21 protein-coding genes are annotated in these 21,858 nt (G+C 45.1%); 4 read left to right on the forward strand and 17 right to left on the reverse strand.

Annotation, left to right across the window (positions count from 1 at the left end):
* Positions 1–16: 16 nt before the first annotated feature.
* From ACQCV8_RS02020 to ACQCV8_RS02055, 8 genes are all read right to left on the reverse strand, one after another.
* Positions 17–337, reverse strand: a complete 321-nt coding sequence (locus tag ACQCV8_RS02020; RefSeq protein WP_426842868.1) for a WXG100 family type VII secretion target — start codon at positions 335–337, stop codon at positions 17–19.
* A 309-nt stretch (positions 338–646) separates the two neighbouring features.
* Positions 647–2,758: an ADP-ribosylglycohydrolase family protein gene (locus ACQCV8_RS02025; RefSeq protein ID WP_426842869.1), complete on the reverse strand. Its 2,112-nt coding sequence runs from the start codon at positions 2,756–2,758 to the stop codon at positions 647–649.
* Positions 2,759–2,776: 18 nt separating this feature from the next.
* Positions 2,777–3,922, reverse strand: coding sequence for an ADP-ribosylglycohydrolase family protein (locus ACQCV8_RS02030; protein WP_426842870.1), 1,146 nt, complete (start codon positions 3,920–3,922; stop codon positions 2,777–2,779).
* 12 nt (positions 3,923–3,934) lie between these two features.
* Positions 3,935–5,392 carry an extracellular solute-binding protein gene (locus ACQCV8_RS02035; protein WP_426842871.1) on the reverse strand — a complete coding sequence of 486 codons (1,458 nt, stop codon included), beginning with the start codon at positions 5,390–5,392 and terminating at the stop codon, positions 3,935–3,937.
* Positions 5,393–5,431: 39 nt separating this feature from the next.
* The gene (locus ACQCV8_RS02040; RefSeq protein WP_426842872.1) at positions 5,432–6,310 is read right to left on the reverse strand and encodes a carbohydrate ABC transporter permease; all 879 of its coding nucleotides are present in this window, start codon (positions 6,308–6,310) and stop codon (positions 5,432–5,434) included.
* A gap of 2 nt (positions 6,311–6,312) precedes the next feature.
* Positions 6,313–7,212 carry an ABC transporter permease gene (locus tag ACQCV8_RS02045; RefSeq protein WP_426842873.1) on the reverse strand — a complete coding sequence of 300 codons (900 nt, stop codon included), beginning with the start codon at positions 7,210–7,212 and terminating at the stop codon, positions 6,313–6,315.
* Between the two features lie 87 nt (positions 7,213–7,299).
* A complete protein-coding gene (locus tag ACQCV8_RS02050) occupies positions 7,300–7,611 on the reverse strand; it encodes a DUF4387 domain-containing protein (protein WP_426842874.1) in 312 nt (103 codons plus the stop codon).
* A gap of 3 nt (positions 7,612–7,614) precedes the next feature.
* On the reverse strand, positions 7,615–8,976 hold the full coding sequence (locus tag ACQCV8_RS02055; RefSeq protein ID WP_426842875.1) for an acyclic terpene utilization AtuA family protein: 1,362 nt from the start codon (positions 8,974–8,976) through the stop codon (positions 7,615–7,617).
* 252 nt (positions 8,977–9,228) lie between these two features.
* On the opposite strand from ACQCV8_RS02055, the gene ACQCV8_RS02060 reads away from it, so the two are divergent.
* From ACQCV8_RS02060 to ACQCV8_RS02070, 3 genes are all read left to right on the forward strand, one after another.
* The gene (locus tag ACQCV8_RS02060; protein ID WP_426842876.1) at positions 9,229–9,645 is read left to right on the forward strand and encodes a VOC family protein; all 417 of its coding nucleotides are present in this window, start codon (positions 9,229–9,231) and stop codon (positions 9,643–9,645) included.
* Positions 9,646–10,800: 1,155 nt separating this feature from the next.
* Positions 10,801–12,411: an SLC13 family permease gene (locus ACQCV8_RS02065; RefSeq protein WP_426842877.1), complete on the forward strand. Its 1,611-nt coding sequence runs from the start codon at positions 10,801–10,803 to the stop codon at positions 12,409–12,411.
* 18 nt (positions 12,412–12,429) lie between these two features.
* Positions 12,430–13,497, forward strand: a complete 1,068-nt coding sequence (locus ACQCV8_RS02070; protein ID WP_426842878.1) for a tartrate dehydrogenase — start codon at positions 12,430–12,432, stop codon at positions 13,495–13,497.
* Between the two features lie 214 nt (positions 13,498–13,711).
* Here ACQCV8_RS02070 and ACQCV8_RS02075 read toward each other — a convergent pair whose 3' ends face one another.
* The 9 genes from ACQCV8_RS02075 to ACQCV8_RS02115 form a co-directional block, all read right to left on the reverse strand.
* Positions 13,712–14,548, reverse strand: coding sequence for an alpha/beta fold hydrolase (locus ACQCV8_RS02075; protein WP_426842879.1), 837 nt, complete (start codon positions 14,546–14,548; stop codon positions 13,712–13,714).
* 570 nt (positions 14,549–15,118) lie between these two features.
* Positions 15,119–15,589, reverse strand: a complete 471-nt coding sequence (locus ACQCV8_RS02080) for an antitoxin YezG family protein (RefSeq protein ID WP_426842880.1) — start codon at positions 15,587–15,589, stop codon at positions 15,119–15,121.
* Between the two features lie 17 nt (positions 15,590–15,606).
* The gene (locus ACQCV8_RS02085; RefSeq protein ID WP_426842881.1) at positions 15,607–15,771 is read right to left on the reverse strand and encodes a DNA/RNA non-specific endonuclease; all 165 of its coding nucleotides are present in this window, start codon (positions 15,769–15,771) and stop codon (positions 15,607–15,609) included.
* A complete protein-coding gene (locus ACQCV8_RS02090) occupies positions 15,747–16,373 on the reverse strand; it encodes a pentapeptide repeat-containing protein (RefSeq protein ID WP_426842882.1) in 627 nt (208 codons plus the stop codon). Before ACQCV8_RS02090 ends, ACQCV8_RS02085 begins: the two co-directional genes overlap by 25 nt.
* A 5-nt stretch (positions 16,374–16,378) precedes the next feature.
* On the reverse strand, positions 16,379–17,212 hold the full coding sequence (locus ACQCV8_RS02095) for a hypothetical protein (protein ID WP_426842883.1): 834 nt from the start codon (positions 17,210–17,212) through the stop codon (positions 16,379–16,381).
* Between the two features lie 268 nt (positions 17,213–17,480).
* Positions 17,481–17,873, reverse strand: a complete 393-nt coding sequence (locus tag ACQCV8_RS02100) for an immunity 22 family protein (protein ID WP_426842884.1) — start codon at positions 17,871–17,873, stop codon at positions 17,481–17,483.
* A 7-nt stretch (positions 17,874–17,880) separates the two neighbouring features.
* Positions 17,881–19,842 carry a T7SS effector LXG polymorphic toxin gene (locus ACQCV8_RS02105; RefSeq protein WP_426842885.1) on the reverse strand — a complete coding sequence of 654 codons (1,962 nt, stop codon included), beginning with the start codon at positions 19,840–19,842 and terminating at the stop codon, positions 17,881–17,883.
* 8 nt (positions 19,843–19,850) lie between these two features.
* Complete coding sequence (locus tag ACQCV8_RS02110) at positions 19,851–20,141, reverse strand: YwqI/YxiC family protein (protein WP_426842886.1); 291 nt, start codon at positions 20,139–20,141, stop codon at positions 19,851–19,853.
* Positions 20,138–20,518 carry a YwqH-like family protein gene (locus tag ACQCV8_RS02115; RefSeq protein WP_426842887.1) on the reverse strand — a complete coding sequence of 127 codons (381 nt, stop codon included), beginning with the start codon at positions 20,516–20,518 and terminating at the stop codon, positions 20,138–20,140. Before ACQCV8_RS02115 ends, ACQCV8_RS02110 begins: the two co-directional genes overlap by 4 nt.
* 456 nt (positions 20,519–20,974) lie before the next feature.
* Here ACQCV8_RS02115 and ACQCV8_RS02120 point away from each other — a divergent pair, with 456 nt between their 5' ends.
* On the forward strand, positions 20,975–21,670 hold the full coding sequence (locus ACQCV8_RS02120; protein ID WP_426842888.1) for a hypothetical protein: 696 nt from the start codon (positions 20,975–20,977) through the stop codon (positions 21,668–21,670).
* Positions 21,671–21,858 lie beyond the last annotated feature (188 nt).

Consider the following 21,858-nt stretch of genomic DNA (forward strand, 5'->3'; position numbering starts at 1 on the left):
ATTAAGCTCCTTCCCCTTATGCGAATGTATCGTTTAATTTTGCATTGATCATTGCCTGTCTTCTCAATTCTTCCAATCTCTTTTTCTCTTCGTTTACCTTCTCGATTTCCGCCGCTGCACTTTTCAGTTCCTCGCTTGTTTCCCTGCAGTCTTCCGCGTGCTTTGTAAAGGCTTGAAGGGTCTCCTCGAATTCTGAAATAAATTCATCTCTTCCTTTGCCGCTCCAGTCTAATGACAGCAAATTTATTGCGTTTTTCAGGTTATGAGCGGAACTTTCCACTTCGTCAGCCGCGGCACTATATTTCCCTGCTAATGCTAATACCTGCCCTGTATCCATTTCGTCACCTCTGCAAACTTTTCGTATTTTCCCTATTACCTTTTTACGGGGCATAAAAACCTATTTTTCCAAATTTTTATCTTATTTGATAAATAACCCTAATACATTAATTTTTTCCTGTTATGTAAAAATAATTTTAAAAGCTTATCAGGCTGATATTCAAGGCTGTATAAAGCTTCCGCATATGGAAATAAAACCTAAATCATCTATATAAAACAGTACCAAAATAGCTTTAGATTATAAATGATAAAAAAGTCATGTTTTCATCCAATGATTGACAAGTACAAAAAAGCATTTGGCTGCTGACAGTCAAATGCTTTCACTCGTGTTTATGGTCATGCTCCGGATCATGGCCGCACCAGGCTGTAAAAACCCCATTCCGAACATGCCATACGCAAACCGCCCGTCTTCACCCTGCAGGATCGGGGTCCCGTCTATTAAAAAGGTGAATAGCGGTCCGGAGCAGTTAATTTCTATATGATAGGCTCTTCCAAGCTCCCACTCAAACGAAACCGTTTTCAATTTCTCCAGCCCAAAATCGTTTCTGTACAAGGAAACAAAGCCCTTTCCGTCAAAGCCTGCCAGATAGTGGCGCATAATTCCCCGGGCCCTGAACAGCAGGAGGTGGCTCTCTCCTTCGAGGGCGGTCCATTCAGCTGACCAGCTGTAGTTTTTTGCATAATAGTTTCCTGTGTAGGAGGAGCAGTTCCCCTCCGCTCTGCAGAGTAAAGCATCTCCTTTAAGCTCCCAGCTTCCCCGGTGATGCGCAAAGGGGGTGACGGATTGAAATTCTTTGCTTTGCTTGGAAAAGTCGATTGTGCAGCAGGCTGGGCCGAAAATGTGAAACTCATCTAAATACAGTTTTCCGAATGCCCGGTTATAAACAGGAGAGGGACTGCTGATTTTGCAGCCAATCTCGTCAATCAAATCCCCTTCCGTATCAGGAATCCTGAATTCAATCTTGTTCCATGCCTGATTTTCAAGACAGATGACGGGAAGCTCAAGGTCCTTTTGGGCAAAGGTGGTACGAATGTAAGGAGTGAGGTGGAGCGGCTGGCCCCGCCATTGATCCAGGAAGATTTGGAAGGCGGCTGTTTGCCCGCTGACGGCCTTTGGAGAGAAGACGGGCTTGTATTTCTCGTCGTTAAATTCTGCTCTTCGGTAAAAGGGCTTCCAATAAATTTTGCTGCTGTCGCCTGATGTCATCCGGTCAAAGAGCACTTCAAGCGAGCCAGGCTGCTGAAACCCTTTTCCCTGTGTATGCCTTAAGATGGTTTTAAACGGATTGTTTGTTTTGAAGCCATGGGTAGCGCCGGGCAGTGAAAAATCGAAATACACCTCTCCCTGCTTAACCGCTTTTTTCAGGATGACCGGCGGCTGACTTCTCTCCTGCTCGTATTTAAGGAGCGCCAGCTCTTTTACGAAGGTTGGAATATCTACAATATTTAAATAGCCGGATACACTTGAGGCGACGATTACATCGTTGATCGGAGCCCGGTAGCGGCGCGGAATGCCATCGAGGCCACCAAACACTCCGCTGATTGTTCCAACGTTTCCAGCGTTGCAATCCGTATCCCACCCGCACATCACTGCAATTTCCACCGTTTTGGCAAAATCCCCTTCTCCGTAAAGGAGGGCCAGCATACAAATACCTGCATTCGGAATGATGTGGCATTCGCCCGGATATTTATGATAGCCCCAATATTCCTCAACATAGTGATAGCCTATTCGGAAGTTCCCCGGGTTTTTTTCGTAAAAATGCTTAACCGCCTGTACAAGCCTAGCATATTCGCAGTCAACGGGAATTGCAGACAATCCGCTTTCAATGATTTCCTGCATGGAGGACGCGGTAAAGGCACTGGCAATGCAGGCAGCAATAAACCTTGCTCCATAGATTCCATTTCGGTCATGGGAGACACTGGCCGCTTTTCCCGCATAATCGGCGGCCTTCTTTGGCTCCCCTGGAAAAATAAGACCCCACGTATCAATGAAGATCTGGCCGCCAATCTGCTCAGCCAGGATGAGGCCGTTCTGCTCAACTGAACCGGATTCCGGTGCAGGGATTCCCTTTTTCAAGTTGGTGTAAGCACGGTGCTCGGTGCTTACACTTTCTCCGCCCCACCACAGCATTCCGATGCCTTCACGGCAATAATTGAGCCAGGCGTTTCCGACATCCTGCGGCACCAGCGCACGGCCTGTGGCATCATCATAAAGTGCTCGTATAAAAAACACGGGACCGTTCGCATCGTCATCCGCTGAAAAAATCCGGTAGTCCTTTAAATACCCCGTAATTTCTCCGTAAACATCACGGATCTTCTCATAGGTCCATTCGCGCGGCTCAACCGGCGCCCCCAGACGGATTCCAATATTCATTCCGAGAAACCCTGCATATACCTTTTCGAGGTACTGTTCACTCTGCAATCAGACCCCTCCCTTTTTCTAGGTCAGGTGCTTCTTTCTATAGGTATGCAGTTCAAGGTCTTTCCATATTATTTTTTTCGCCGTTTGAGCAAACCTCTCACAGCGGTCTGCTAAATTCAATTGGTTTACGTCCTCAAGCAGCTGCACGTCTTCTGCGCGGATCGCTGTTTCTCCGTACATCGCTCCGAGGATGACGCCGATCATTACTCCAATAGAATCCGTATCTCTGCCTGAATTAATCCCATCGTAAATAGAAGGGTAAAAAGCCCCGTCGTTCAACACGATAAAAGCGAGGGCCATCGGCAGTTCTTCTATAGAAAACAGACGGCTCGGCGTATAGTGATTTGAAGGGATCCCTGTTTTCGAATCCATACGGTGAACATCATTTCCCATCGGTGAAAACGGCTCGATTGTTTTCTGCAGGGCGGACACGGCCTCGTCCATACCGGCACCCTTCTCCCTCAGCCGCCCCGCCTCTTCTGTCATGGCTTCAATCGCCTTTTTCGTTCCATCCTTTGCGAGAGCAGCGGCTGTTTTGACGATCTCCTCTACGGTGGCATCCTGATCGAAAGCTCTTGCGACACACGCTGCCAGAACTCCCGCCGCTTCCAGACCATAGCTGTTCTGATGGCCCATCGCAAAAAGAATCGCTTCGTCGTAAGCCCCTTTCGGATCCCCTGCATTCACCATTCCGACCGGAGCGATGTACATGGCTGCTCCGCAATTGACCATATTCCCGATGCCGCCTTCCCTTGGCTCGCAGTTAGCGAGAACGTGCCGTGTAAACAAATATTTCTCCGGGTAAAAAAGGCGCTCCATTAAGAGTGCCTTTCTGCCAAACTCAGGAATATAGGTCTCCCGGAACGCGATCTCCTTCATAAACTCCTTGCCGAGATCATAGGCGTCCAGGTGCCTTTCCTCTTTCTCATAAACCTTCATAAGGGCGCACATCATGAGTGTATCATCGGTGACAATGCCCGAACCTCTCCTTTTTCCTAAAGCGGCTGCTGTCCCTGTTTTATACCAGGGGGTTAAAAGGGACTCTACCCGGCCGTACCGTTCTTTGATTTCCTCATACGACAGCTTCTCAACGGCCGCCCCGAGAGCATCTCCCAGAGCGGCGGCAAAAATCGAGCCTTTAACGCGCGATATAAAGGGAATCATCGATCGAACTCCTTATTTCAGTTTTCCGTTAACAAACTCCGTGATCTCCGCCCCGCCGGCTTTTTCCCAGTCCTCTGCAAACTTCTCAAAATCACTGACCGGCTTTTTTCCCGTGATTACATCCGCTGAAAATTCCTTATACAGGTTCTCGGTTGCATCCCATTTAGCCGATGCCTCTTCATCGAGCATCACTTTGTTATCCTCACTGTAATAGTCCCGGACCAGCTTCGCAGATTCCTCGGCAGGCTCAGATAGAAGCGGGGTTTTCAGAGGCTTTTCGGTTTCAAACGCTGCAGGCTCCCAAAATCTCGCATACCACTCGCTGTAATATTTTTCTGTTAGCTCGAGCTGATCACCGGATTGCTGATAATGCTCCCCTTCAAACCCGATCCGGTCAAGCATCTGGCCCTCCGGACTTGCCAGGTAATCCAGCACTTTAAATGCGAGCTCTTTATTTTTTGACTGGGAGGAAATCGCAATTCCCCGTGACTCTTTTGATACATCCGTCGCCCCGTAGCCCTGAGATTCTCCCTTTGACGGCGGAAGGACCGTAAGCGCTGCTTCTTTTCCATTTACCTGTGTCATTTTTCCGTTGTAAATATCAATGACCTTGCCGTTCGTACCGGTGATCACCCCGGCTTCGCCGTCATAAAACGCTTTTTCCTTCGTATCCCATTGCTTTGTTGCAAATTGCGGATCGAGAAGCCCTTCTTTATACAGCTCGCTGTAGAACTCAAGCTTTGCTTTTTCTTTTTCTGAAACCTTTGCGTATTCATAGGTGCCATCGCTTTTTTCAAGCCACGTTTGATTGATGCCGAACGCCATATTAAAGATGGAATCAAGCTCGGCAATATCGCCTGCTGCAGTGATCGCGTATTTCGGCTTCCCGCCGCCCGGGGCTTTCTCTATAAGCTCTTTGAAAAACGCTTTATAATTTTCGGGACTTGGGTCAGCCATCAGTGCTTTCGATGAAGAGAGCTGATTGAACCAGTCACTGCGGATGACGGGCGTCTTAAAATCAAGCGGCTTGATCCAAAGCAAGTACGGATAATTTTTCATCCTTTTTTCATTGTATGGCTCCATAATGGATTTTAGATGCTTCGATTTTTCCAGATAAGGGGTTAAATCTTCAAGCAGGTCCTGCCCGGAAATTTGCTGGTCCCCGCCTTGAAAATAAATCATATCCGGGATGTCGCCGCTGTATAAAAGCAGGTTCAGCTTTTCAGCATAGTTGCCCTGAGGCATTTGCACAAGCTCAAACTTCACGTCCAGTTTTTCATCCTCTTTAAGCGCCTTCTCCAAATTGCTGAAATACTTTTTTGTGGCCGGATTGGATGGATCTTCATCCTTCAGCACAAGCTTAATGGTTCCCTTTTTACTGTCGGTCGTTGAAGCTTCCTCACCCGAGCAAGCCGCGGCTGTAAGCGTCAGCATCGCGGCTGCAAATAATGCTGCCAGCTTTCTTTTCATTTCCCTTCTCCCCCTTGTTCTTCATTTTTAAGCCCCCGTTTAATCCTTTACACCTCCTTCAAATACCCCTTTCGCGTAGAATTTTAAAATAAGCGGATAAAGGATGAGAATCGGCACCATGGAAAGAATGATCATTCCCGCTTGAAGGGAGGAAAAATCAAGGCTCGCTACCTGGTCATAGGAGAGAACATTTTGCGTACCGAGCAGCGAAGCATTGTCCTTTTGAACGACAAATTGACGAAGCACGACCTGCAGCGGCCATTTATTCGGATCTGTAATATAAATCGTGGCCCGGAAGTATTCATTCCAATGATAAACCGCGTAAAACAGCCCGAGAGTAGCGAGGCCCGGCTTCGATAGCGGAAGCATGATTTTTGTGAAGATTTTAAAGTGGCCTGCGCCATCCATTCTTGCCGCTTCAAGAATGCTGTCCGGCACGTCCTGGAAAAAGCGGATCAGAATGAACAGATAATACACATTAATGGCTTTATAGAAAATCAGAGACAGATACGTATTTAAAAGCCCCAGATCCTTGACCAGCAAATATTCCGGAATCAGCCCCGGCTCAAAAACCATAATGATAATCAGCAAAACGAGCACCACCCGTTTGCCTGGAAAATACGTTCTCGACAGCACATACGCTGCCATCGCCGTTAAAAGGAGATTGAGCGCCGTGCCTGCAACCGTTAAGAAAATCGTATTAAAAATGCTTCGAACGATAAGCGGGTTGGAAAACAGCACCTGATAATTAATGAGCGAAAATCCCTTCGGCAAAATATCCAGGCCGCCGAGAGCCTGTACCTGCAAGGGGTCCGAAAACGACTTGGCAAGCAGATTCAGAACCGGAATCAATACGGAAACAGACAGCAGCACCAAAAGAATGTATACGGTTACAGAGAATGGCGTGAGCTTCTTCATCCTTACCACACCCCTCTTCCTGTAACCCGTTTCGAAATAAAGTGAGTTCCCAGAATCAGCACCATTCCAATGATGCCTTTAAATAAGCTTGCGGCAGTTGCGTACGAGTACTGTCCATTTACTAAACCAATCCTGTACACATACGTATCCAAAATATCAATGACGGAAATGACAGAGTTGTTCATTAGGTTGAATACCTGATCAAAGCCGGCATTCATGAAAAACCCAAGATTCAGTATAAACACCGTTACAATCGTTCCTGAAAGCTCTGGGATGGTAATATACCGAAGCTGCTGCAGGCTGGATGCCCCATCGATCTTCGCTGCCTCATAAAGCGCAGGACTGATTTTCATGATGGCCGCCAGATAAATGATCGAATCCCACCCGGCACTTCGCCAAATTTCCGAGAAAACCAGCACCCAGCGGATGTGGTCTTTGCTCGTCATAAAATCAATGGACGGCAGCTGAAAAAAGCCGCGGATCAGATTAACTCCTCCGTCTTCCGGGTTAAGCAGGCTGATCCAGACTCCGGCGATGACGACCCAGGACAGAAAATGAGGAAGATAAATAATCGATTGGACGGAATTCCGGAACCTCCCGCTGCGTACCTCGTTAATAAGAATAGACAGAAGAATCGGGACCGGAAAAAAGAAAATCATTTTCATTGTGCTGATGATGACCGTGTTTTTGAGGACGGTTAAAAAAGCGGGAGAGCTGAACAGCACGTCAAAATGCTTCAGCCCCACCCATTCATGTCCGCCGAGGATTCGGTAATCCTGGAAAGCAAGCTTCATGCCAATCAGCGGAACAATATGAAACGTAATAAAATAGATGAGTGCCGGAATCAGCATCGCATAAAGAACCCAGTCTCTCTTCATCAGCTTCCACTTTTTTTGGAACATCGCCGGCCAGCTCCTTTTCAGGCGGTATAGTATGGTTGGATTTTTCATCATGTTTTGCTCTTTCGTCAACCTGTTAAGGATGGAGAACTAGGGGATGTCAATCTGGAAAAGCAGGGCGTGCTGCTGTGCCCCATACACATCCCGGTCCCCGGCCGTTCCGGAAGAAACCGGCCGCGCCATGGTAATTTTGATGCCGAGTGCCTGATCAAAAAAAACGAGATGATGGATATGCGACTCCTCCATACCATAGAGGCGTGAAAGGGTCTCACAGGTGATCCGCCCGGATTTTTTCACCCGTTCATACAAAGACTCTGATTCGAAAAGGATATCCAGTGTTAACTCAAAGGGACCGGAATTTTTGCTCCGGATGATTTTCGCCAGTTCATATAATGAGGCCATCTGTTACCTCCGATGCTCCGTATAATAGACTTGAAAGTAATCCCTTGGCACTTCCATCAGATGATAGATGGAAAATTCATAAACGGGTCCAAATTCAATATCGCTGGGTGCAAACGGGAAGGCGAGATTGCCGGCTGTTGATTTTCGATTTTCATAGCCGTAATGCAGAAAAGTGGAACGGACGGTCGCGCATATACTGCTCGCCAGCTCCTGAGTAGACGCCAGCACCTCAAACATAACGCCAACCTCATGCCCCGTGAACGGTTCCGGCTCGCGGTCGCCAAGAACTCCGTTTTTCCCGTAATGGAAGAAACGAATCTCATAATCCTCTGAATCTACCTCTTCATAATACTCTCCCGTCTGCCTCTTCACCTGCTCCTCCACTTCCTCTAATTTCTTAAGGAGGAGCGGGTCCCGGATGCCCGCTAGCACAAAAGTCCGGTAGGCGATCCTTCTCGCTCCCTCAAGCTTAATGAAAAAAGTATCGGACTCCCTGTATTGGCTGTTTTTAACCTCCACAACACCAGGCTCCTTCTCCTCGAACCGGCAATGCTGCAAATCCAGAATAAATCCAGGTCCATGAAGAATATACGGATGCTCCTTCTCATAGAAGGTATGCGCGGCCACACTGACCGGGGTACAGGCCCGGCTTTCATTTAAGGACTGAACCGTAAACGAATCGTCTCCCAAGGTTCCAAGAATGCTATCCTTCGTCGTCCCCGGCTCGGCGCAGAGCGCACCGCATTCCAATATCTTTCCAAGATGATAGCTGAGGCCGGGGTCCTTGCCGTAAAAAATTCCGACGGCTGCAAAGGGAGATGGATCGTACGCCCGTCCGCAGACAATAATATCGCTATGATTCTGCAAAGCTTCTAAAATCGGTCCATGCCCCATTTGCGCAACGATGTTCTCCGTTTCAAGAATGGCTTGGGCTGTGAGAGGCGGAATATTCGGCGAAAGCGGCTTCGTCTTACTATTCAGGCATGCTTCCATAACGTAATCCTTGGGAATATCTGCCGGAATCACGGCGATCTTCGCGGCTAATGACTGCTCGCTCAGAACTTCATGAATGATATCCAGCGTCCAATCCAGATGGGGCCTCGCCCCAGCACCTCCGGCAGAACCGATGATAACCGGAATCTTACGCGGAACGCCGTTTACAATCATCAGCTCCAAATCCTTTTTTGCAGCCCGCCTGCTCACGATGCTTGCCCCGGCACCAAGCTTATGAGGACCTGCATCGGTTGAACCGGCATCCACAACAATGGCATGAACACCCAGCTCCAGTCCCTTCAAAAATGAAGCAGCAGGAAAACCGTAGCCAAGCATGCCGCACGGAGAAAGAATTTTAATGGGCTCAGACATGGGAGAAAGCCCCCTTATATAGTAATAGACTGCTGTATTACTATATGTTATGTAATCGCTTACAAATAATAGTAGTTCCAATTCTTTTTTCAGTCAAGCAAGACTGGAAATCTGCCGGCGTAACCAAACAAACGTTCTTGACCCTTTTTTCTCGATCGAATATATTTAATATGGAAGGAAAACGACTGGAGAAAACCGAATATGGAGTCGTAACCATTCTTTTTTTCCATAAAATTTAAGGGAGTGTTCGAGATGAAGCATCAAGCTGTTCCTTATTTATCATTTAATGGAAACACAAGAGAAGCATTGAATTACTACAAAGATGTATTCGCAGGAGAAATCAGCGAAATACAAACCTTCGGCCAGGCGGACTTCCCGACACCGCCGGAAGCCGACGAACGAATCATGCATGCGAAATTCACCAAAGGCCCCCTATTCTTTATGGCGTCCGACTCCTTCCCTGGCGATTCCGTTATGAGCGGCTCTAACATAGCCCTTGTACTGGAGCTTGAAAGCGATGAGGAAATTGAAACCCTCTACGCAAAACTCAAAGAAAAAGGAACCGTCCGTATGGAGCTTGAAGACACGTTCTGGGGTGCAAGATACGCGAAAGTCGAAGACCCGTTTGGGATTACGTGGGATTTGAATTTTGAAAAGGGACAGGGTTGAGGGGAGTTTAATTTAATATCAGATAAGTCAGCTTTCCCAAACTGGACAAGCTGACTTTTTTTTTAGATTTCGTTTTTTATTGTTAAATTAAGGGAAAGTTTTCTGTGGGTAAAAATAGCAAGTAGAACCAGAAGGGAACGAATTTAAGATGAAAACAGTAAAACACGCAATTATGGAGATCCTAGCTGACATTAAAGAAAGCTGGCAGCTGCTCTTCTTCTCAAACACACTTGAAAACAAAGCCCGGGGGCTCATGCTTCTGCATCTGAATGTTATTCTTGCCGTCATCCTTTTTACTCTGCTCATAAGTATAATATTTTTAATAGGAGCAGGACTTTTTTATCCGTTAACCTTTTCAGGTCTTATATTTCTTATACCGTTTACTCTAGTATTTCTAAAAATCAGACCCGTTTTTTCAAAAAAGGGGAAAGAACAGCATTTAAATACATCCTATAAATTTCCTAAGGCATTCGAAGCTGATCCCGGTGTACGAACTGCCTTGCTTTCACTATTCCACATTTACCCATACATAGGCAATGAAATCAGGCAGCTGCGTCAGGAACAAATCAGCTCTGATAACAAAAAGGCGTACCGGAACTTAATCTGGATTAACAGAGGGGCCCTTTTGATGTATTCTATCGCCATGCTTTTAATCCCTGTCTCGCTCCTGTTAAATGGATATTTTTTAATCCACTCAAACGGAGGGTATTGGCGTGGATTTATTAAAACGATCTTTCAAGCTGTAATTTTTTTAGTTCCTATGTTCTTTTTTGTAATATTTTACCTCAGTCGGTACCCTGATAAAAAAAACAGCATGTTAAAGAGAAATAATCAGATTGTTCTTATAAAGGAAAGGCAGATCTAATCAGGGGACGTTCACCATTGTCCGGGATTCGCCAGTCTGGCCTGTTTACCAAAATATCCCCTGGCAATCCCTGTCCAAACTGTTAAACTCGCAATCAACGATTCAGACCTTTTTAACATCATTCAACCATATAAGAGTTTGATAAAAACATTGACGCGTGAACGGTATAATTTGTACGATTACTATAGCATCTGTCGACATTCTTCTTATTATCCATTTTATTGTAAGCGCTTCAATAACACAGCACAAGAGGAGGGAACATTATTAATACAACAACAATATGGGAGTCCATGTGGAAGGCTCATGACAGAACGAAGCAATTGATTTCATTCGCCATTCCAAGCAGAAAGGGAAAAACGTTACCGGGCAAGGAAACGAATTCTATTGATTCCAATGATAAGGATCCAGAACACCGGAGTTATAAAAAAGGGCAAATCATCGGATTGATTCTTGGCCCGCTGCTCTTTGTGCTTTCCATTCTTTTCTTCACTCCGTCAGAATTGGGCAATGAAGGGCGAATGGTATTCGCCATCACACTCTGGGTTGCTACATGGTGGATCACCGAGGCAATCCCGATCCCCGCTACCTCTTTATTGCCTATCACTCTTTTACCTGTTACGAATGCCCTCCCAATGGACGATGTCACCGCAAGCTACGGAAATCCCATCGTCTTCTTGTTCCTTGGCGGCTTCATGATTGCCCTTGCCATGGAAAAATGGAACCTTCATAAGCGGATTGCTTTGAATATCATATCGGTTGTCGGAACCAGCACTTCGAATATCATCCTCGGGTTCATGATTGCTACCGGATTCCTTTCCATGTGGGTTTCCAACACAGCGGCCGTTATGATGATGATTCCAATCGGGACGGCCATCACGTACCAAGTATCCCAAGCTTTGAAAGGAAGCAAGGAAGACCTGTCGGCTGAAGAGGAAAAGTTCTCGAAGGTGCTCATCTTTGCTATAGGCTACGCAGGAACGATCGGGGGACTTGGGACTTTGATCGGCACACCGCCGAACATTATTCTGGCCGGTATTGTATCAGAGCTGTACGGGGTGCAGATTTCCTTCGGAAGCTGGATGCTGTTTGCCGTCCCAATCGTCATCCTGCTCTTGTTCTCTACCTGGATTTACTTGATCAAAGTTTCTCATCCAGTGAAGATTAAAAAGATTCCAGGCGGCAAAGAACTCATCAAGAACGAGAAACGTGCCCTTGGCCGCATGAGTTTTGAAGAGAAGGCTGTCAGCGTGATTTTCATCTTCGCGGCCTTCATGTGGATTTCTCAATCATTCCTGTGGAAAGACATTATTCCAGGCATCGATGATACAATGGTTGCCATCACGGCCGGGGTTCTTTTCTTCTTGATTCCTTCGAAGAATAAAAGCGGACGGCTTTTGGACTGGAGTGTCGCTAAGGACATTCCTTGGGGCATCCTTCTTCTATTTGGAGGAGGTCTTGCGATCGCCGGAGGATTCAGCTCCACGGGTCTCGCTGAATGGCTGGGAAACCAATTGAAAGTGCTGGATGGGGTCAACTTCCTCGTCATGATCATCGCCGTGACGATGTTTGTATTATTCCTGACAGAAATTACGTCCAATACAGCAACGGCAACCATGATCCTGCCCGTACTTGCCTCTTTGGCCGTGGCGATCAATGTCCATCCTTATGCGATTATGGTCCCGGCCGCCATGGCAGCGAACTGCGCTTTCATGCTGCCTGTGGGAACCCCGCCGAATGCCATCATCTTTGCGACGGGCAAGCTGAAAATCACCGAAATGGTAAAAAATGGATTCTGGGTCAACATTTTCTGTGTCATTCTCATTGCCGGGGCTGTATATCTGCTGTTGCCTTTACTTTGGGGAGTGGACCTGCATATCTTGCCTGATGCCTTTAAATCATAGGAAAAGAGCGTGACAAAGATGAGAAAAATCGAAATAGCCTCATTACCGGGAGATGGCGTCGGGATCGAAGTCACTGAAGCGGCAAAGGATGTCCTGCACACGCTCACTGATGCCCATGGAGGGCTCCGGTTTTCCTTCTCCTCTTTCCCGTGGAGCTGTGATTATTATAGTGAACATGGAGTTATGATGCCAAAGGACGCGATGACAACCCTTCGCCAGTTTGAGGCGCTATTCTTAGGTGCTGTTGGAAACCCAGCCCTTGTTCCTGATCATATCTCATTATGGGGGATGCTCATCAAGATCCGCCGGGAATTCGAGCTTTCCGTAAATGTCCGTCCTGCCAAAAGGCTGAAGGGCATTGCTTCCCCCCTGGCCAATCCAAAAAGCTTCGATTTTGTCGTCGTCCGGGAAAATAGCGAAGGTGAATACAGTGAAGTTGGAGGACGCATCCATCAGGGCGAGCATGAGGTGGCAATCCAGAACGCGGTCTTCACAAGAAGAGCAACAGAGAAGGTCATACGATATGCGTTTCAGCTGGCAGAAAAGCGGGACAACCGCTTAGTCAGCGCGACCAAATCAAACGGCATCGTCCACTCCATGCCTTTTTGGGATGAAGTGACCAAGTCCGTAGCAGGCGAATACCCCCATGTGGACATGCAGTCCTCTCATATTGATGCGCTGGCCGCCTTTTTCGTAACGAAACCGGCTGACTTCGATGTCATCGTGGCCAGCAATTTATTTGGGGATGTGCTAACAGACATAGGCTCCGCTATCATGGGAAGCATCGGGATTGCCCCGTCGGCCAACATCAATCTTGAAGGCCGCTTTCCATCCATGTTCGAGCCCGTTCACGGATCGGCTCCGGATATTGCAGGAAAAGGAATCGCAAACCCTATCGGCCAGCTCTGGACCGCAAAGATGATGCTCGATCACTTCGGCTTTGAAGAGCTCGGCCAGACCCTCATGGATGCCATTGAAAACGTAACAGAAGCGGGTATCAAAACCCGCGATATCGGGGGGACATCCAGTACAAAAGAAGTTACGGAAGCGGTGAAACAGAAGATTCTCCAGTCTGCACGGAGCTAGGACGCCAAAAGGTGCGCCTCTCGTTTTCTTTAGATTTCCCGCTGCCGTGAAAACACTTAATCACTCTGGACTTTCACCCAATCGATCTTGATTTTCAGCAAATAAGAGGGCCGCAATAACTGTATAGCCCTTACTGCCCGCTGCAGCTTTATCAACAGCAGCAAAAAACCAGTTTGGATTCCAAACTGGTTTTTCCCCTGTTCTCTACAATGCTTTAAGACTGAAGAAAGCCCACCAAAGCACGGTTAAACTCATCCGCATGTGTTGCATTAAAACCATGAGGCGCACCTTTAATTTGTACAAGCTGGCTTCCCGGAATCATCTCATGCGTCCGCTTGCCGCTTACTTCTAAAGGAACGATCCCATCTGAATCGCCGTGGATAATCATCGTTGGAACAGTGATTTTCTCCAAGTCCCCCCGAAAATCTGTTTTCGCAAAAGCGGTGATGCAGTCAAGCGTTCCCTTAGGAGATGCCATGGCGGCAATGTCACGGTTATAAAGGCGGAACGGCTCACTGACAAGGTCCGTATTGTGGCCGGCTGCAAAGAAATTTTGTGTGAACGTATCGAGGAACGCAATTCTATCGCCCTTCACACCATTTTGAAATTCTTCAATAGCCCCATCATCTAAGCCGCCCTCAGGATTATCCGCAGCTTTGTAAAGATAAGGAGGAACTGCCGCAGCAAATACCGCTTTGCTCACCCGGTCTGTTCCATATGTGCTGATGTAACGCGCAACCTCCCCGCCGCCCATCGAAAAACCAACAAGCGTCGTTTCCCGAAGATCCAGCCGCTCAAGCAATTGATTCAAATCCGCTGCAAAGGTATCGTAGTCGTATCCGCTATAAGGCTGAGAGGACTTCCCAAACCCTCTGCGGTCATATGTAATCACTCTGTGGCCCGCCTCAACCAAAGCAGGAATCTGTTTCTCCCAAGAGCGCCCGCTCAGTGGCCAGCCGTGAATAAGCACAACCGGTTTCCCCGTTCCATGATCTTCATAATACAGTTCAATTGGAGCATCATTTTCATTGCCAACCTTCAGCATTGCCATTGTAATCCCTCCAGGTAAAAGTAGTATTCAGGAAACTTGCATCCCTTTTAATTCCAGATACCCGGATTTTTGGATGGGTAATCTTTTGGGTGTTTTTGTTCTTCTTCTGAAACATCTTTTTCTAAGTGTGCAGCCGTTTATGATCACCATTTTCGTGTCCACGAGCGGGCCTTTCACCATTTTATTGTAGGTCCACTTTAGGGCTTTATTGATTTTTGAGGGTTCAATACGTTCTTGCCTGTCTGGATGATGTCGGTCATTTTTCCGCTGAGCACTTTTAGCTGAACAGCGGTTTTCATGACTTTTGATTTGCGGTGGTTTTGAGCGTTCCAGTTTTTTTCTTATTTTCACTTTTTTTTTAAGGTTACTACCACCTGTTTCCTCAGAAATGTTTTACTAATTCGACTGTCTCCTCTCTCAATACTCCAAGTTGCGGAAAAAAAGCTCTGCAGAGATTAACTCTACAGAGCCTTTCGATCAAATTGATAAGAGACAGACACCAGCATTCTAGATTTAGATGAGATTAGGGACCTGTTCTCCTAGCCCTTATTTAATTGCCTTAGATAATAATTATTCATTAATGGAAATATGCTTCTCTAAATATTTTTTCCCTGAATTGCTTTTGGGGATAATGCCAAGATTCTCATATTTCCAGATAGTTTTTCTTTCATGAGGATCTCTATTTGAGAGTTCATCATAATTAAAAACAACTTTAAACTTTCCCACCTTATCAAAAATCATAGTGAAATTTGTCCAAGGTTCTTGACCATTTTTATTAAAAGCTTTCCAAAGTTCTTGAATCATACCAATCAAGTTGTGCCATTTTTCTGAGTATTCAAGTTCGGTAACTGTAAATAATTCAGTTATCTCATGACTGTATATAGCGTTATCGCTACCTTCCGGAAGATAATAGAAGTAAGCAGTCTGAGATCCTTCAACGACCTCGCCGTATAAATAAACCTTACACCATTCTTCTGGAATAGTTTCTACGACAATCTCTGCTATCTGTTGATAAAATCGATGAAATTGTTTTTCACTCAACTAGCTTTCTCCCTCCCTTAACATTGTTCCCATTCATCATCACCAATTTTATACTTTATGTCAAAACTTTCTGGACTTTGTGAATTACCTTTGTAATTTGGGGTGATCTTCACCTCTACCTCATCACCAAGCTTGATGTGTTTTGATAAGCAAAACCTTAGGTTTCTATACAGCCGTTGCAACTCTCTATAAAAACTTTAATTGCCTCGTTTCCATCAACAAATATTGGCTGTTCCAAAGTTCCCTTATTAATTCTTTTTATATGATCATTAGCATTAAAGGGATGGTTTTTAAATTTGATATTGTTAGTTACACACTCCCAAAATTCTACTCCCCCGAACTTACAGTCTTCGAACTGAACCTGATTAATTTTACTATTTGAAAAAAAATCATCTATTATACAGCTTGTAAAATTCACATTTTCAAAATATGTTTCAAAAGAATTTACTTTAATTAGATCACTTTTTTCGAAAGCACAGTCTGCAACATGACTATAATTCATTTCAGCCTTACCAAGGTTTGCTTTTCTAAAAACGATATGGTTTAACTTACAGCCATATAATTTGGCTCCTCCAAAATTGGTATTCTCAAAGACATGGTTTTTGAAAAAGGAGTCTGTAATGTAAACATCTAAAAAATTCAACTCTGATAGGTTATTGTTTGAGAAATCTATTCCATCTAATATTAACCTATTGCCTTCTAGCTCATTTCTTTGAACGGAATCAATATATTTATTATGGTCGTTTATTAATGAATCAAGCTCGCTTTGTTCAATTTTTTCCATAATCATCACTCCGGCCACCAAAATATCTTCTTCTCTAACCCTAATTTTTTTATTGCTGCTATGTTGGCGTGAAGGGTAAAGAATTCCTTCGCCTTCTGCACGCCGTTTATGATCGCCATTTTGGTGTCCACGAGCGGGCCTTTTACCATTTCATCGTAAGTCCACTTTATGGCTTGGTGGATTTTTTGAGGGTTTAAGACGTTTTTGGCAGTCTGGATGATGTCGGCCATTTTCCCGCTGAGCACTTTCAGCTGAACGGCGGTTTTCATCACCTTGGATTTCACGAGATCTACGGCATGGTCTGTCATCTTGGTGACGTTGCGGACGACGGCTTCTTTCATTTCGTTGAACAGCTGCTCCGCATTCATGACGTTGTAGGGGATGTCGGTTTTCGGTTTTTTCGCTCCATCCGGATCGTCGACATCGGATACTTTTTTGCCGGCTTTGCTGAGAGAGCCTGCTTTGCTGACCTTGCTGAGGCCTTTCGTTCCGAAAATCGATAGGACTCCATAGGTGACGAATCGTGCCCGGCTTCTGGCGTCTCCGTTAATGAAATTCCGCTCCCAGGCAACGACGAGGGCGTCGACCATGGAGTAGAGCACTTCATCCAGGTTCATCACGGTGGTGATGACTCCGTAGGCAAGCCCAATTGGGTCGGTGAACAGGGCTGCCAGGAGATCGAACAGGCCCACGATAATTTCGGTCAGAATTTGAACGATGGCTTCTCCGATTCCGAGGAAGACATCTCCCAGGATTTCAAGCAGGCTCTTGTCTGTCTCTGCTGCTGTTTCTGTGTTCGCCGGCTTTTCGCAGCTATTCTGCAAATGTGTTGTTGTCAAGCTTAGGCAGTCCGACAAGATGGGATATGCGACCCGAGTTATATTGTTTGTATTAATATGTGGGGGCTTAATCTATTCTATATAGCCTAAAAAGAAGCGTGAGTACCGTCACGACGCTTCCGGTGATTTAATGACTTCAAAAACATTTGATTCAAAAATGTTATTTTTTAAATCATAAAGTTCTTGATGTAAAAAACCTTGAAAGGCATTGAGCCACTTAAGGTCTTTAATTCGCTTAATTTAAGTTACATACTTTTTGGTTAAAAAATCACCATCTATCATCAACAATTATTGTATATTGAGCGACACCGATAAATTTCAATTCACTATTTTTATATTTACTCTTTATTTTTTTAGCATCATATTCCATATTGTAAATCAGTATTGCAGAATTAAATTCTTCACTATAGTTTATAGTATCAAATTGTTCTAAAAATTGATCTGAGTAAGAAAATCCATCTAATAAATCCTTCACACTGTTTGTCGATTTACTAATCCATTTCTTTTCTACTAAATCGCGATCATAATAATCTAAGTTAAAGTCTTTTTCGAAAACTGAAGAAATACTGTCTCCATCTTCTGTATATTCAACATTTGTATAATTCATTAACTCTTCCTTGCTCCCAAAATTCCCAATCCATATTGATACATGATCATTCATAATTTTACTACCTCCTTAATCCAATTGGTAATCCCATTTTCCCGCTTTCCAATCTATCTTCTGCCCAGTTATTTAATCTTTTTACAAAGGTATCATAATCTTTTGATGTATCTATAATTCGTAGAATTTGATTATGGGCTACTGTAGAACCTTCTCCACCATGAACACCAGGTGGATTAATAAATTTTACATCTTTTGTTAAAGTTCTCATTTCTTTTATGTCATTCATTGATATTCCCCACTCTTTAAACTTTGGAGTTCTTGCTACTAAATGCCACTCATGATAGCCCCCCGGTTTTCGAATTCTATCTTCAATTCTTTTTCTTAACTTAGGATTCTCCCACATTTTATTGAACTCTTCTGAAGATAAATCGTCAAACCATTTGTTGAACTCTCCATTTCTAATTGAAGGGATATTTATTTTCCCTATATCTTCACCCGTCCCCTTATTACCCTTACCCCCACCAACCACAATCTCCGAAACATTCTCTCCGATCTCCTCCACAACATCCTTAACCCGATCCATCGCAGTCCGGGTCCCGCTGCCAACCCCAACTGCGGCTTCTGCAAGGCGTTCGTTGATGTTGGCGGGTAGGGTAAAGAATTCCTTCGCCTTCTCCAGGCCGTTTATGATCGCCATTTTGGTGTCCACGAGCGGGCCTTTCACCATTTCATCGTAGGTCCACTTTAGGGCTTTATTAATTTTTTGAGGGTTAAGTACGTTCTTGGCAGTCTGGATGATGTCGGCCATTTTCCCGCTGAGCACTTTTAGCTGAACGGCGGTTTTCATGACCTTGGATTTCACGAGATCTACGGCATGGTCTGTCATCTTGGTGACGTTGCGGACGACGGCTTCTTTCATTTCGTTGAACAGCTGCTCCGCATTCATGACGTTGTAGGGGATGTCGGTTTTCGGTTTTTTCGCTCCATCCGGATCGTAGACGTCGGATACTTTCTTGCCGGCTTTGCTGAGAGAGCCTGCTTTGCTGACCTTGCTGAGGCCTTTCGTTCCGAAAATCGATAGGACTCCATAGGTGACGAATCGTGCCCGGCTTCTGGCGTCTCCGTTAATGAAATCCCGCTCCCAGGCAACGACGAGTGCGTCGACCATGGAGTAGAGCACTTCATCCAGGTTCATCACGGTGGTGATAACTCCGTACGCTAGCCCAATTGGATCGGTGAACAGGGCTGCCAGGAGATCGAACAGGCCCACGATAATTTCCGTCAGAATCTGAACGATGGCTTCTCCGATTCCGAGGAAGACATCTCCCAGGATTTCTAGCAGGCTCTTGTCTGTCTCTGCTGCTGTTTCTGTGTTCGCCGGCTTTTCGCAGCTATTCGTCTGGACCGCTGTTGTTCCCATTATATCAATTCCCGCCGAGCGGAACATGTCCTGCATGGCGTTTACCCGTTTATTTACGTCTTGAAGCTGTTTTTCTAAGGAGGTTAGGGCGGTTGTTTGATCGCGGTCGAATTCTTCCAGCAGCTCGATTGTTGAATTTTTTTCCTGTCTTGCTTTTTCAACCTTATCTGCAAATGTGCTGTCGTCTAGCTTAGGCAGTCCGACAATATCGGAGATGCCGTCAATTGTAGCATTGGTTTCATCGGTCATATCGGAGGTAGTGTCTTTCACAACGGTGAGGTCCTGGTTCAGCTGGAGCTCAAGGAAGCTCTTCCGAATGAACCCGCTCTCGGCAGGCTCCAATGCTTCAAGCGCACTCTTTACTTTTCCGAGCGTTTCCTTATAGCTTTCCAGGAAGGTCGAGTAGCTGGACATAAGCGGCAAGTGATGGTCTTCATAGAACAGCTTAATGCCCTTTCCGCTCTCCCCTTTAAAAGCCTCTCCAAGATTCACAATTCCCTTCGCTGCGCTTTCCAAATCCTTAATCTGCTCTTCCTGAGAGGTCAGTTTCTCCTTCGTTTCCTTAATCCCTGAATGAAAAGCATCTACGTCTAATAGTTTTCCCATTCAGTCCCTCACCTTCCAGCGGCAATCGACTGCGAAACGGTTTCATCCGCTTCCTTCATCTGATTCGCCGATTCCTGTGCCGCCGCTGCATTGATCATAAGCAGCTCTTTATATGCCTCCATGAGTTTGTGGCAGGCATCATTCAATTCGTTGATCTTCACCATTGAATCCATCTCATTCTGTCCGCCCACATAAGCAGGAAAAGCCGTGTTGAAAGATTGAATCGCTGTATTCATCGTCGCAATCGCCTTCTCGACATCCTCATACTGAATTTTAATCTCTGTCGTCAAAACTCTCACAATCCCTTTCTCGCAAGCCTGGATTCCTCAGCCGCTTTTCTTTGCTCCTCTGCCTCCAGAGAAGCAATGGAAGCCTTCAGATCCTTAATCTCCTGCGTCACCTGTTCTATTTTATCCCCCAGCGCCTTAAACACATCGTCAAACTGGTCAATTCCAATTTCCTGATAGGCATCCGTCATTCCGCTCTCTCTCAGCCCGTCAAACTGCTCGGAACGATCCCCAGCCCATGTCGTCTCCGTCAGCTCAGGCTTCATCACAAGCCCTTTATTATCCAGAAACTCCTCCTGATGATCATACAAATCACTCTCACACTTTTGAAGCCTCTTCAAATCCTTCTCTTTTTCCCGGAGTGTTGCTTGAAGACTCGCAATCGACAAAGTTCCTGCACCTCCTCGAAAGTTCATGCTGCACCAACAAGCAGCACCTTCCATATTTCGCTAAATATATACCCTGTAAAATTTTATCATTTATTTCCAATGGGGGTAATTGGCAGAAAGTCCTTGTTTTGGGAGAGGGGCGCATTGTTTGTAGGATATATTGACCAATTTTTCGTTCGGTCCCACTCTCAATTGGAGGCTATTGTTCCTGCTTTCTATCAAAAACGGAACGAATGCTCTCAATACTCTTACTTGGGGGTGAGTAGGATGATTGAAAAACAATGATTCTTCTAATTGAAATAGAGAATGAAACTTGGTTCTTACTAAAGCATGTTTGAATCAGGGTCACCATTTATACACATTCAATATGACTCATCTTCTTGTTTTGTATCGTTATCATGTGGGAAAATGTGGTAGTAAGTAAAATTGATTTGTGATATTTTAGGGGGCTTCCGCTTGAAGTTCAATAAAGCTATTCCTTTATTTATAAGTTTATCGATTATTGCAGGCTGCGGAATGGACGGAAAACAAGTTCAGGGAAATAATAGTACGCCAAAACCAGCGGCACTAAAAGATCGTTTTACCAAAGGGTATTTAAATTCTAATAAAGTTAAAGAAGGTTATTATGAATTCAAATCTAAAACCAATGGATATACTATGTTATTTCCTAAAGACGCTGTAATATCAGATAACTTCGGCAATGAAAAGCATGGGAATAAATATGAGTCTATTTTATATGGTGCAAAAATAGATGGTGCTGCCATTGATACTCAAGTTACATATGAGAACAACACCAGTACTCAAAAAATCGAACCAAATCTAAGTTTGTTATCATCCTCTATAGGCTATAAAGGCACTTATAATGAAGAATATAAAGCTGGAGCAACACGATACTTCGCTGAGGAGACCATCGATATAAGAAGTGCAGTTTCCTACAGTTATTTAAGTTTTATTAAAGCTGACCATACCAATCAAGCTGTACGGATTGTATATACTGTCACTTGCCAAAAAGATGACAGGAACTGTCTATCAAAAAAAGATACTTTTCAATTAGAAGCTGTAAACGTTATGGACTCTGTTTCCTTTAATACAGGAATGAGAATATATCAAAAGATAAAAACGTGGCACTATCCTTCATTTACATTTTATTAGGGGCTGCGGCAGGACACTTTCTGGGGTGCGAAAAGTACGAAGGTGACAGATCTCCATTTGAAGGAACGAGGGATTTGAACGTCGAAAAGGGGCACATGTAAAAAGCAACGGAAACGCCAGCTGCCCCTCTCATTGGGGAGCTGGCGTTTTAAAATTGTAGAGGCGTCACCGGACTACAAGGCGGATCC

The sequence above is a fragment of the Metabacillus sp. 84 genome, from assembly GCF_050107715.1.
GTDB lineage: Bacteria > Bacillota > Bacilli > Bacillales > Bacillaceae > Metabacillus_B.

Excerpts from the sequence above, each read along its gene's own strand:
- ACQCV8_RS02060 (WP_426842876.1), top strand. The coding sequence starts at position 9,229 with ATGAAGCATCAAGCTGTTCCTTATTTATCATTTAATGGAAACACAAGA.
- ACQCV8_RS02065 (WP_426842877.1), top strand. The coding sequence starts at position 10,801 with ATGTGGAAGGCTCATGACAGAACGAAGCAATTGATTTCATTCGCCATT.
- ACQCV8_RS02050 (WP_426842874.1), bottom strand. The coding sequence starts at position 7,611 with ATGGCCTCATTATATGAACTGGCGAAAATCATCCGGAGCAAAAATTCC.
- ACQCV8_RS02055 (WP_426842875.1), bottom strand. The coding sequence starts at position 8,976 with ATGTCTGAGCCCATTAAAATTCTTTCTCCGTGCGGCATGCTTGGCTAC.
- ACQCV8_RS02090 (WP_426842882.1), bottom strand. The coding sequence starts at position 16,373 with ATGGAAAAAATTGAACAAAGCGAGCTTGATTCATTAATAAACGACCAT.
- ACQCV8_RS02035 (WP_426842871.1), bottom strand. The coding sequence starts at position 5,392 with ATGAAAAGAAAGCTGGCAGCATTATTTGCAGCCGCGATGCTGACGCTT.
- ACQCV8_RS02045 (WP_426842873.1), bottom strand. The coding sequence starts at position 7,212 with ATGTTCCAAAAAAAGTGGAAGCTGATGAAGAGAGACTGGGTTCTTTAT.
- ACQCV8_RS02020 (WP_426842868.1), bottom strand. The coding sequence starts at position 337 with ATGGATACAGGGCAGGTATTAGCATTAGCAGGGAAATATAGTGCCGCG.
- ACQCV8_RS02105 (WP_426842885.1), bottom strand. The coding sequence starts at position 19,842 with ATGGGAAAACTATTAGACGTAGATGCTTTTCATTCAGGGATTAAGGAA.
- ACQCV8_RS02075 (WP_426842879.1), bottom strand. The coding sequence starts at position 14,548 with ATGGCAATGCTGAAGGTTGGCAATGAAAATGATGCTCCAATTGAACTG.
- ACQCV8_RS02100 (WP_426842884.1), bottom strand. The coding sequence starts at position 17,873 with ATGAATGATCATGTATCAATATGGATTGGGAATTTTGGGAGCAAGGAA.
- ACQCV8_RS02040 (WP_426842872.1), bottom strand. The coding sequence starts at position 6,310 with ATGAAGAAGCTCACGCCATTCTCTGTAACCGTATACATTCTTTTGGTG.
- ACQCV8_RS02030 (WP_426842870.1), bottom strand. The coding sequence starts at position 3,922 with ATGATTCCCTTTATATCGCGCGTTAAAGGCTCGATTTTTGCCGCCGCT.
- ACQCV8_RS02070 (WP_426842878.1), top strand. The coding sequence starts at position 12,430 with ATGAGAAAAATCGAAATAGCCTCATTACCGGGAGATGGCGTCGGGATC.